Origin of the sequence: Lacinutrix mariniflava (assembly GCF_001418015.1) — a bacterium.
Taxonomy (GTDB): Bacteria; Bacteroidota; Bacteroidia; order Flavobacteriales; family Flavobacteriaceae; genus Lacinutrix; species Lacinutrix mariniflava.
In genome coordinates this window covers 1,200,972-1,212,604 of sequence record NZ_LIQG01000026.1, presented here as the reverse complement: position 1 = coordinate 1,212,604, position 11,633 = coordinate 1,200,972, and the positions used below count along the sequence as shown (strand labels likewise).

9 protein-coding genes are annotated in these 11,633 nt (G+C 34.4%); 1 reads left to right on the top strand and 8 read right to left on the bottom strand.

Annotated elements, in window-relative coordinates; genetic code table 11:
• Positions 1-295 precede the first annotated feature (295 nt).
• Positions 296-1,348: a branched-chain amino acid aminotransferase gene (locus ASC44_RS12335; protein WP_055447887.1), complete on the bottom strand. Its 1,053-nt coding sequence runs from the start codon at positions 1,346-1,348 to the stop codon at positions 296-298.
• 193 nt (positions 1,349-1,541) lie between these two features.
• Entirely contained in the window at positions 1,542-2,816 is a 1,275-nt protein-coding gene (locus ASC44_RS12330) for a dihydrolipoamide acetyltransferase family protein (protein WP_241491432.1), read from the bottom strand.
• Positions 2,817-3,016: 200 nt separating this feature from the next.
• On the opposite strand from ASC44_RS12330, the gene ASC44_RS12325 reads away from it, so the two are divergent.
• The gene (locus ASC44_RS12325) at positions 3,017-3,487 is read left to right on the top strand and encodes an Lrp/AsnC family transcriptional regulator (RefSeq protein WP_055447885.1); all 471 of its coding nucleotides are present in this window, start codon (positions 3,017-3,019) and stop codon (positions 3,485-3,487) included.
• Here the strand turns inward: ASC44_RS12325 and ASC44_RS12320 are convergent, their stop codons facing one another.
• The 6 genes from ASC44_RS12320 to ASC44_RS12300 form a co-directional block, all read right to left on the bottom strand.
• Complete coding sequence (locus ASC44_RS12320) at positions 3,488-4,084, bottom strand: SCO family protein (RefSeq protein WP_055447884.1); 597 nt, start codon at positions 4,082-4,084, stop codon at positions 3,488-3,490. It abuts the gene before it with no gap.
• A gap of 49 nt (positions 4,085-4,133) precedes the next feature.
• Positions 4,134-6,140, bottom strand: coding sequence for a copper amine oxidase (locus tag ASC44_RS12315; RefSeq protein ID WP_055447883.1), 2,007 nt, complete (start codon positions 6,138-6,140; stop codon positions 4,134-4,136).
• Between the two features lie 77 nt (positions 6,141-6,217).
• Positions 6,218-8,683: a TonB-dependent receptor gene (locus tag ASC44_RS12310; protein WP_055447882.1), complete on the bottom strand. Its 2,466-nt coding sequence runs from the start codon at positions 8,681-8,683 to the stop codon at positions 6,218-6,220.
• Positions 8,684-8,814: 131 nt separating this feature from the next.
• Complete coding sequence (locus ASC44_RS12305) at positions 8,815-10,320, bottom strand: GMC family oxidoreductase (protein WP_055447881.1); 1,506 nt, start codon at positions 10,318-10,320, stop codon at positions 8,815-8,817.
• 20 nt (positions 10,321-10,340) lie between these two features.
• Positions 10,341-10,427: an acyl-CoA synthetase family protein gene (locus tag ASC44_RS18450; RefSeq protein WP_275044214.1), complete on the bottom strand. Its 87-nt coding sequence runs from the start codon at positions 10,425-10,427 to the stop codon at positions 10,341-10,343.
• Between the two features lie 20 nt (positions 10,428-10,447).
• Entirely contained in the window at positions 10,448-11,632 is a 1,185-nt protein-coding gene (locus ASC44_RS12300; protein ID WP_275044212.1) for a phenylacetate--CoA ligase family protein, read from the bottom strand.
• Between the last annotated feature and the right edge of the window lies 1 nt (position 11,633).

The following is an 11,633-nucleotide window of genomic DNA, read 5'->3' as shown; positions in this document are numbered from 1 at the left end:
AGATGTTTCGCTTTCGCTCTGAATGATATTATACTTATATTCTTTATTTCGAAGTGGATTCCTGCTTTCGCAGAAATGACAATCTTTAGGTCAGTTCGAGTGAAATTGCTTTTACTGCAATTTTGTATCGAGAACTTTTATTGCTTCTCGATACAATTCCGATAAAAAATCGAAATCACTCGAAGTGACATTGCGCACGCGTTAGGGATTGAGGCATTTGTTGAAGCTCTTTTTTGTTTTTCTCAAAAAAAGCGACTGCCGAAAGCCCGACCCTTGTGGTAACGCCCAAATGACTTTAAGCCTTAATCATCCATCCAAATTTATCTTCTACCTTTCCTGTTTTTATAGCATTTAACGTGTTATTTACTTCTAAACCAACTGGGCTTTCGTTGGATACATGAATGGTTTCGCCTTCTAATCCGATTTCTTGAATGTAAGCGATACCAACGGCTGTACCTGTCCCGAAAGCTTCTTCTAAGGTTTTGTTTTTTGATGCTTCTTGAACCTCATCGATTGTAATAGCGCGTTCTATAACTTCGTATCCTTTATCTCTTAAAACGTCGATAACACTCATGCGTGTAATACCGTCTAATATAGAACCGTCGCGTTTTGGTGTGATGAATTTACCATCGATTTTAAAGAAAATATTCATGGTTCCTACTTCCTGAATATATTTATGTTCTACTGCGTCTAGCCACAATACTTGATCGTAACCTTTTGCTTTTGCTAATTCTGTTGGACGAATGGCTGCTGCATAATTACCTGCTGCTTTTGCCTCTCCAGTTCCTCCTGATGCTGCACGTATGTATTGTTTTTCGGCCCACAATTTAATACGGTTACTAAAAAATGGTCCTGCTGGAGATGCCATAATTATAAACTTATAATGGTTTGCTGCACGCATACCAATAAATGGCTCGTCGGCATACATGAATGGTCTTAAGTATAGTGCGCTTCCGTCTGCTGGTGGAATCCAACTACGCTCGATATCTACTAATTGTTTTAAACCTTCTACGAATAAATCTTCTGGAAAATTAGGCATTCCCATTCTGTCTGCACTTGTATTTAATCGTGCTGCATTTTTATCTGCTCTAAACAACATTGGGTTTCCATCTGCATCTACGGTTGCTTTCATACCTTCGAAAATAGCTTGTCCGTAATGTAAAGCCATTGCTGCTGGATGTGTTGGAATCATTCCCATTGGGATTATTCTTGGGTTTACCCATGTGCCATTATCGTAATCGCAGATAAACATGTGATCTGTGAATGTTGTGCCTAATGGTATGTTGTTGAAGTCTATGTTTGTTACTTTAGATTCGGTTACTTTTTGTATTGATATGTTGTGGTTCATTTTCTTGTTTTTTTGACACGAATTGCACTAATTTTCACTAATCTTTCGTGATTACTCTTGTCTTGGTCTTATATTATTGGTTCGTCAGTTCGAGTGAAATTTCTTTTTTGAAGTTTTTAATCGAGAACTTTTTAAAGGCTTCTCTATACAATTCCGATAGAAAAAATCGAAATCACTCGAAGTGACAGTGCTTTTATATTGTTCTATTAGTATCGAATTGTTCGAAATAATCTGCTACTCTTTTTACGAAGCTTCCTCCTAAGAAACCGTCTACTACACGATGATCGAAAGAGAGTGATAAATACATCATGCTACGAATAGCTATTTCGTCTCCTTTCTCGGTAGTGATTACTTCTGGTCGTTTTTTTATTATTCCTAATGCTAAAATGGCAACTTCTGGTTGATTGATTATTGGTGTTCCCATAACACTACCAAAAGTTCCTACGTTAGAAATTGTGAAGGTGCTGCCTTTAATATCGTCGCCTGACAATTTATTTTCTCTAGCTTTCCCTGCTAGTTCGTTTACGTTACTAGCAATCTCTTTTAAGTTTTTAGTATCTGCATTTTTTACTACTGGAACTATTAAATTCCCGCTTGGTAAAGCTGTTGCCATACCAATATTGATATCTTCTTTTACAATAATATTATTTCCATCTACTGATGCATTAATGTTTGGAAAATCTTTAACCGCTTTTGCTACCGCTTCTACAAATAATGGTGTGAAGGTTAAACGTTCTCCATGCTTTTCTTGAAAAGCGACTTTGTTGGCGTTTCTCCAATTTACCATATTGGTCATATCTGCTTCAACATAAGCAGTAACATGAGGCGATGTATGTTTTGAGTACACCATATGATCTGCAATCATTTGGCGCATTCTGTCCATTTCGATTACTTTTCCTTTGCCTTTATCGAAGTTTAATTGTGGAATTCTATATGCTGTTGGATCTTTTTCAGCTACTGGTTGCGCGAATTTGTATGGTCGTCCTTCGTCTATATATTGAAATACATCGCTTTTACGAAGCCTCCCTTCGTTTCCTGTTGCAGGAATACGAGCTAACTCTTCGAAACTAATGTGTTGTTCTTTTGCTATTTTTATAATTAATGGCGAAAAAAAGGTATTACTGTTTGATGTTGAAAATGAAGTTGAAGCCGAAGCTGCTTGAACAGGTTTTGGTCTTTTTACTTCTTTTTTCTTTTTCTGTGGCTCTTCGTTATCACTTTTGGTAACATTCTTCTTGTTTGAAGATTTTACTTCTTCTGAAACTTCAAGAATTGCCATAACTTCTCCAACAGGCACAACATCTTTTGCTTGAAACATTGTTTTTACTAAAGTTCCTGCTGCTGGTGCTGGCACTTCGTTATCAACCTTATCTGTTGCTACTTCCAATATAATATCTCCTTCTTCGAAAGCGTCTCCTTCTGATATTAACCAATTGATAATTGTTCCTTCGGTTATACTTTCGCCCATTTTAGGCATTTTTAATTCGAAATTCTTCAAGTTCTATCTGTTTTTATTTCAAGAATTAAAGATAAGTTATAATAGAATTTACAATTGTTAAAAACTTAAAAATTAACTCTAATAAGAATTATATTCTTTTATTTTGAATAAATTTAGATTATTTTGCTTTTATAACTACATTTGAAGCTCTTAAAAACATTATATGCTTTATGCCACATGCTCTTGATAAAATTGACACGCAAATTCTAAACATTCTACAAATAGATAGCAATAGAACTACAAAAAGTATTGCAGAAGAACTAAGCATGACCACTTCTCCTATTTTTGAGCGTATTAAAAAATTGGAAAAAGAAGGTTATATAAAAAAATATGTTGCTGTTTTAGATAATAAGAAAATAGGTTTAAAACTTACCGTATTTATAGGTATTACCTTGCAAGGTCACACTAGAAGCTATTTAGAGAAGTTTGTAAAGGAAATAAACAACTTTCCTGAAGTTGTGGAATGCCACCGTGTAAGTGGGAATTTTGATTACTTATTAAAATTAGTAGTTGAAGATATTGAGGCTTATGAAACTTTTATAATAACGAAACTGACACTACTTCCATATTTAGGAAATGTACAGAGTTTAATTACATTGTCTACAGGAAAAGAAACAAATGTGATAGATTTAGGCCTTTAATTAATTTAAATCTGCTAACAATAACTTTACATCTTTAATTAAACGTTTTGTGTGCGTATGATCTTTTCCATCGTACATGCCTCTAATTAAACCATTCTCGTCTACTAACAATAATGCTCCACTGTGCATAATATTATCTTTTAATCGTTCTAAATCTTCATACACAACGGTTCCGTAACTAAAGTTTGCTAACTCGTGTATCGTTTCTTTTTCTCCTGTTAACAATAGCCAATTAGATGGCTTATCTATTTCTAAGGTATTTGTATAATACTCATTTAAGCGCTTAACATCATCATTTTCTGGATCTATGGAATGTGATAAAATCATGAAATTCTCTTCATCTTTAAATGTATTAAAAACCTCTTTTAGCTCTACAGAAACTATTGGACAAATAGAAGGACAGCTGGTGAAAAAGAATTCTGCTATATATACTTTTCCTTTTACCGTTTGCTGAGTAACAGTTTGATTGTATTGATTTTTAAAATTAAAATCTGCTATAATTTGATACTCTCCATTTTGTTTTGCAGATAAAATTGGTAATTCTGGATGCCCAAAATCCTGCTGTTGTTGATGAGTTGAAGTATTATTACAACTCATCAAACACAACAAAAGGTTGATTGCTATTATCACTGTTTTATTATTCATTTTACTTACCGATAACTATAGCTGGATTACGATCGAAACTTTTAGCAGGTCTTAAGGTCATACTATGCCAAACCGTTGGTAAAACTGGCCAATCTTCTGGCAGTGATATATGATGGAATCCCATAGTATACCAACACACAATGTCTTGATTATTTATACTCCTGTCTTGTGCCACCCATTTTAATATACCATCCTCTCCTTTACTTTGATTAGGATATTTACCTGATGGATACAACTCTGTTCTGTCATAAGGCGTTACCCAAAGTTGCTCTTTAGACCAAGCTGCTCTTTTTTGCGGAAAATCTTCATCGTCTAAAACAGACAAATAAGAATGTCCTAATATTTGATAACTTTTATACTGCCCTAAACTATTTTTAGAGTTTTTATTCACAACTTTCCAATAGCCATCATGAGCTTCGCTACTCTCTACAATTGCACCTTCTTTTAATTCCGGATGCTCTACAACTTCCCAACCACTCTTTCTTGAATTATTAGGATACTTTACAGGCACAACCTCATCTGTTGCAAAGGAATTATTAATACCATCCACATCTAAATCTAACCTAAAAGAAAGAAAATGATCATGAAAAACACCTATTAAATTCGGAGCTATTAAATTCCCAACTTTAGTTTCGTGCATTGCTTTAGGATCGTCCATTGTTTTAGATTCCACGGCTTTTGCTGCATCCATTCCTGTAGCTCCTACTTCTATTTTTAATAATCCTTTTGTGCTAAAAACATAATCTATTACATAATCGTAATTTCCTACTACAGGAATAGTTCTTACCACCAATTCTACTTCTGCTCTACTTTCATGAGTTTCATTTAAAAACTCCGAGTGTCTCCAAAGTGGTCTTCCTGTATTACGTTCGAAAACACCTATTACATTTTCTTGCAACAATGGTGTACCATCATCCATTGGTATTACAGCATTTAACAATGTTGCGTTACCAGGAACATCTGTCCCTAATTCTAATGGAGACGATAATAAACCAAAACCATATTCCCCAATATCCATATACGAACGGTATTTCCAATCTTCGGCAGAATCCATATATGGTACAAACATTTCGTTTGCTGATAATTGGTAAGCTACAGATTGCCCATCAAATTCGGCAAGAGAAATTATTGCTCCAAAACGCTTATCCATTCTAAAATGGAAATTCCATCTGTCCCACTCAATTTTTCCGTTTTTAAATGAGAAATTATCTCCTTCTGGTGAAGTTATAATTACCGGTTTTAATTTATGTGCATTAACAGACGCTTCATCGTAGTCGTAAACCATATCGTTTCTCGCTGTGGTTTCTTCAATTAAAACATCTACAACTTTTCCTTTATTTACATCTACTACTGGCGTAATACCATTAATAGGTTTTGCAAAAAGATTTGTTTTAACACCTTTAATATCCAACAACCAAACCTTTAAAAGTCTTTGATCTGTGCTTTCTGTACCAAAATAGCCTGTAGTTAAAGGCGCTCCAGCAACTTCGTCTAAATTAGTATAACCTCTTTTTCTTAACGCTTCTATAACACGCTCGTCTTTTTTCCATAATTCACCAGCTTGCATCCACTCTTCCATAAGCAGTGCTGGCTGCACATTACTTATCTCTTTCCAGTCTAAAACCTTTTTATTAGTAATATCTACAACTGCTTCAAATGTTTTTTTGTCTTGCCTAATAACAATATTAGCCTCCCTTTCTATAACACTACCTGTTTCCCATGCATACATCGCCTCCTTTGCAGGTTCTTTTAATGTAATCTCAGGAAAACGTGATGCTTCCGTTACTTTTTCAGCATCTAAAAGAATTGCTTTTACTGTTGTTAATTCTAATTGACTTAACGCATCTAAAGGATGCACAATTTCATTAGAAACCAACACTTTAGTTTCTGCTAACGCTTTATCATCTACTTTCTGTTCCAACTGATTGCATGAATTAAAACTTAACAAAATAGCCAGAAGCACAAAAGATATTTTTTCTACACGCATTACTTTTTTATTTTTTCTCATAATTATTATTCTTTTCTGATTGCCAAAGTCACTAATATACATTCTCAATAAATTAATGACTTGAGCCATATCAACACTTAAAACCTAGCCCTAAGCGATGCTCCAATAGTTGTTGGTCTACTATTAGCATACCTTACTCTACCTGGAACCTCTGCTGCTAATGAGATTACATCTCCAAAATTAGCCGCTTCATTTGTTAGGTTGTTTACAAAAATCGAAAAATCATATTTCTTTAATTGAAGACCTAATCTTGTATTCATTATTGTATATGCTCCTAAAGTACGCTCTGGCGCTCTATCAAAACTACTATAACGCTCTCCAGAATGTTGAACATCTGCTCGTAAAAACATACTTCCTCCAAAGGCATCCCAAGAATATTCGGCATTACCAGCTGCCGTTACAGAAGGTACTAATAAAATCTCATCTCCTTCTTTTGCATCTGTAAAAATATTATCACCTACATCTGTAATTTTAGAATCTATATAACCAAAACTAGCTCCTAAAGTAACTCCTTTTGCAGGATACACAGTTGCATCAAGCTCGAAACCTGCACTTCTAGCACCATCAACATTAGTTAAAAAGTTATAACCAGATGCTGGCAATAAGCTTCTAAGCTGTAAATTATTCCAATTATTATAGAAAACTGCAGTGTTTAAAACAAACTTTCTATTGTTAGAAGCTAATTTTCCTCCTAACTCATAACTCCATAAATCATCAGACTCATAAGTTTGAGGAATATTAGTTGTTCCAAAAATACCATTAGCCTCATCAACACTAAAAGAAGGCAAAGTTGCATTTACACCTCCAAGTCTAAACCCTTTAGACACTGTTGCGTACACCATATTATTATCATTAATTTTATAGCTTAAACCAAATTTAGGATTAAAACCATTACCCTTAACCTCAGGCAAATTACCAACAACAGAACTATAACCAGAAACTAAAGAAGGCGTCAAAGCTCTATTTCTCTCACCTACCGAATTAAAATAACGCACACCTGCTGTCGCTTTTAATTTATCTGTTATATCAAAATACCATTCTGTAAACACAGCAAATTCGCTTATTTTCGACTCGTTAGTTGCACGGTAAACATCGTCAAAGGACGTATCATTTTCATCTGCTGCTGCATCAATAAACTGACCCAAGCCAGGAGATGCTGCTACACTCAATTCATCTAAAGTTTCATTAGCATAAAAAATACCTGCCGCAAAATTAATTTTAGATTCGGTATCCGAGATGTAACGTATTTCTTGAATAAACTTACTATAATTACCCGTTCTTGTAATATCCTGAGGATACGACACACCTGGATCAAACTCAAAAGCAACGTTAAGAAACTCCGTCATATCTTCCGTTTCACTAAAAAATCTATCAAAATAAGATGTCGCAGAAACAAATTCCCCTTTACCTGTATTGTGTTTTACAGTAAGCGATGTAGACGTAAAAGAATCTTCGAAATCCTCATCTATATCGGCAGACCTAACAGTATTAAAATTACCTGGTTTAATATCTGCAAGATTATAACCATCTGCTTCTGTTTTCTGATATATTAATTTAGGTAACACTGTCCATTTATCATTTGGAGTCAATTTTAAACTTGCATGAAAACCATAACTTCTTTCATCATCAACATCTTCTTTCACCTCTGTTAAAGCAGCATGATTTGTATTTAAAGGCTCATATCCGCTAGGTGTTTTATCAAAAATACCACTTTTAGAATTGTAGAAACCTACCAATCTTAAAGCCGCTTTATCCTCCTTTAATGGAACATTAAAAACGACATCTGCACCATAATTAGCACCTCCTTCTTTTACAGAACTTATTTCTGTACCAGCATTAACATAAAAACTTTTTGTACTCGGCTCGTTAGTTAATACTTTTAAAGCTCCACCCATTGCACTTGAACCATACAAAGTACCTTGAGGCCCTCTTAATACCTCAACCTGCTTAATATCTACAAGCTTAGGATCGATGGTTTCTGGTAGTGGAATTTCATCTAAATAAAAAGCCGTTGTTGCATTACCTGTTATACCTCTAATGGTAATAGAGTTAGACGTTCTACCATCTGCTAAATCACCACCACCACCTTGCTTACCAAAAGAAAGGTTAGGTACTTTTGATGCATAATCGGTAAACTCGAAAGAACCACTTTTTTGAAGTTCTTTACCTCCTATTGCCGTAATACTAATTGGTATATCTCTAGCATATTCCGCTTTTTTTCTAGATGTTAATAATATTTCACCTAAAGATTCTGCAGACTCTTCCATAGCTACATTGTAATTTGATGTCTCGGACACTGTAATCGTTTTATTTAAAAAGCCTATATTTTTAAACTCTAAAATATCACCATTATTGACTTCAATACTATAATTCCCATCGAAATCTGTTGCGGCTCCTTTATCCGTTCCTTTGACAACAATGTTTACACCTATTAAAGGATCGTTAGTTTTTTGGTCTATTACTTTACCTTTAACCTGCTTTTGCGCATGGACGGCAAAATTAGTTAGAAACAATAGCATTAAAATTATTTTAATATTTTTCATCATTAATTTGGTTAGTTAGTTAATATTATCTCTTATTCTTTTTACTTAACACTTAAGAATACTTACTATTGGCTGCAGGTTAATTTTATCGTGAACCTTATTATGTCTATTTAAATTAAATTAATTAATGCTTATCCTATTAGAATCATATCCGCTGCTTTTTCGCCAATCATTATAGCAGGAGCATTTGTATTTCCTGATATAATTGTTGGCATTATAGATGCATCTGCCACACGAAGTCCTTCAATTCCATGAACTTTAAGCTCTGGATCGACTACAGACATACTATCAATTCCCATTTTACAAGTTCCTACCATATGATGATAGGTTTCGCAGGCATTTCTAATATAATCTTCTATTTCTTTTTCAGTTTTATCTTTTCCAGGATACACCTCTTTCTTTGTCCATTCTGACATCGCTTTTGTGTGCCCGAGTTGTTGACACAGTTTTACAGCTTCATACATTGCATCGTAATCTGCTTGCTCTCCTAAATAATTTGGATCTAAGTAAGGATCGTCTTCTGCATTTGCAGAATTTAGTTTTATTTCTCCTCTACTCACTGGACGAATTAATCCAGCACATAACGTAAATGCGTTTTCCGGTCCTTCTAATCCTGGACTGTAATAGGGTAAAGCCATAAATAATGGTTGTAAATCTGGTACAATCATTTCTGGCTTACTCTTCCAAAACAATTGAGCTTCCAATAAATTTGCTTGTGGAGCTGGAATTTGTTGTTTTGCTTCAAAAATGACACTTACAAGTAAATGATCGTGTAAATTTTGACCAACACCTGGCAAATTGACAACACTATCAATACCATGCTCTTTTAAATCCTTAGCATTACCAATACCAGAGAGCATAAGTAATTGAGGTGATCCTATTGCTCCTCCAGACAGCACAACCTCTTTAGATGAAAAAGCCTCATGTAACTCTCCTGCTTTTTTATAAATTACACCCTTACATTTTTTTCCTTCAAAAGAAAGTTTTTGAACTTGTGCATTAGTAATAATTGTCAAGTTTTTACGAGAAAGAACAGGCACTAAAAAAGCCTTAGCTGCCGAACAACGTTCTCCTTCTGGCGTAACTGTTACATGATTTAAACCTGCTCCCCAAATATTGGCGTTAAAATCGTCTGTTAGAGGCAAACCAACTTCTTCACATGCCGCTATAGCAACACCTGAAATTGGATTAGGTTTTTTAATTGTAGTAACGTGTAAAGGTCCATTTCCCCCATGAACTTCACTTACTCCTTTTTCGTAGTTTTCAGATTTTTTAAAATATGGCAACACACTGTTATAATCCCAACCTGTACAACCTTGATATGCCCAATTATCGTAATCTGTTTTATGACCTCTTATATAAATCATACCGTTAATACTACTGCTACCTCCAAGCGTTTTACCTCTTGGCCAATATTTAGGTTTATTACCTGCTTTTTTTTGCGGTACAGTCATATAAGCCCAATCCCTCTCCGTATTCCAAGTTGCTGGCCAACCTGCAGGAGATTGAATATTTGGATCGTTATCTGGACTTCCTGCTTCTATAAGTAAAACTTTATTGTTTGAATTTTCGGATAAGCGATTTGCTATAACACAACCTGCCGAACCTGCTCCAACTATTATATAATCATAAATCATATTTTTTGTTTTTTTTTACATTATTTTTTTCTATTATCTACTATCCTACTCAATTTACCTCCCTCGCTTCTAGGTATTGCTCCTATAGGCTGAAGGTTAATTTTCATAGACAATCCTATATTATCTTTTATTTTTTTGAAAACTTTTTTATTAAGTCTTCATTATTTATCAAAGCATTATCTACCACTTCTACTTTTACCTCTACGATATCCATAGCATTATGTTTAGAAACTATAAGCTGATAATTTGGAGATAACTCTTTAATATTTGTGATAACATCTTCTACCTGTGTATGAAAAAGATTAACACCTCTAATAATTAGCATATCGTCTGACCTTCCTTTTATTGGGCTCATTTTTACATGCGTACGCTTTATACTATGATCGTAAGACAAGCTACAAATATCATTAGTCCAATACCTTAAAACAGGAAAAGCTTCTTTAGTCAATGTTGTTAATACCAAAACACCTTCTTCCCCATAAGGCAATGGCTCTCCAGTATCTTTATCTACTATTTCTGGAAAAAAATGATCTTCCCATATATAACTTCCTGTTCCTTGCTCTTCAAAATCTTCTTGAGAAACACCGGGACCAATAATTTCACTTAAACCATAAATATTGGTTGCCTTTACATTTAGCTTTTGCTCTATCTCTTTTCTAATAGCATCTGTCCATGGCTCTGCTCCAAGAATTGCATATTTTAAGTTGAATCTAGACGTATCAATACCTCTTTTCTCACATTCGTTTGCAATGGTTTGTGCATATGAAGGTGTACAGCAAATAACTTCCGACTGAAAGTCTTCTAAAAGCTGAAGTTGCCTATCTGTCATTCCTCCAGAAACAGGAATAACAGTCATCCCTAATTTTGTTGCTCCACTATGCATACCTAATCCTCCGGTAAACAAACCATAACCATATGCATTATGCAAACGCATTTCTGGAGTTGCACCTGCACATGCTAATGATCTTGCTATAACCTCATCGAAAACATCTAAATCATTTTTTGTATAGCCGACTACAGTTGGTTTACCTGTAGTACCACTAGAACAGTGAATTCTATTTAACTTAGTAACATCACATGTAAAAAGACCAAAAGGATAATTATCTCTTAAATCTGTTTTTTTAGTAAATGGCAATAAATGCAAATCCTGAACACCTTTAATATCACCTGGATTAATACCAAGTTCGTCGAACTTGTTTTTATAAAAAGGAACCTTAGTATAAATGCGATTTAGCATAGTTGCCAAACGCTTGTTTTGTAATTCTCTAAGTTCTTTTAATGGTAAAGTTTCTATTTCCTTATTGTAAATCATA

Excerpts from the sequence above, each read along its gene's own strand:
- ASC44_RS12300 (WP_275044212.1), bottom strand. The coding sequence starts at position 11,632 with ATGATTTACAATAAGGAAATAGAAACTTTACCATTAAAAGAACTTAGA.
- ASC44_RS12305 (WP_055447881.1), bottom strand. The coding sequence starts at position 10,320 with ATGATTTATGATTATATAATAGTTGGAGCAGGTTCGGCAGGTTGTGTT.
- ASC44_RS18450 (WP_275044214.1), bottom strand. The coding sequence starts at position 10,427 with ATGAAAATTAACCTTCAGCCTATAGGAGCAATACCTAGAAGCGAGGGA.
- ASC44_RS12315 (WP_055447883.1), bottom strand. The coding sequence starts at position 6,140 with ATGAGAAAAAATAAAAAAGTAATGCGTGTAGAAAAAATATCTTTTGTG.
- ASC44_RS12310 (WP_055447882.1), bottom strand. The coding sequence starts at position 8,683 with ATGAAAAATATTAAAATAATTTTAATGCTATTGTTTCTAACTAATTTT.
- ASC44_RS12320 (WP_055447884.1), bottom strand. The coding sequence starts at position 4,084 with ATGAGTTGTAATAATACTTCAACTCATCAACAACAGCAGGATTTTGGG.
- ASC44_RS12325 (WP_055447885.1), top strand. The coding sequence starts at position 3,017 with ATGCCACATGCTCTTGATAAAATTGACACGCAAATTCTAAACATTCTA.
- ASC44_RS12335 (WP_055447887.1), bottom strand. The coding sequence starts at position 1,348 with ATGAACCACAACATATCAATACAAAAAGTAACCGAATCTAAAGTAACA.
- ASC44_RS12330 (WP_241491432.1), bottom strand. The coding sequence starts at position 2,816 with ATGGGCGAAAGTATAACCGAAGGAACAATTATCAATTGGTTAATATCA.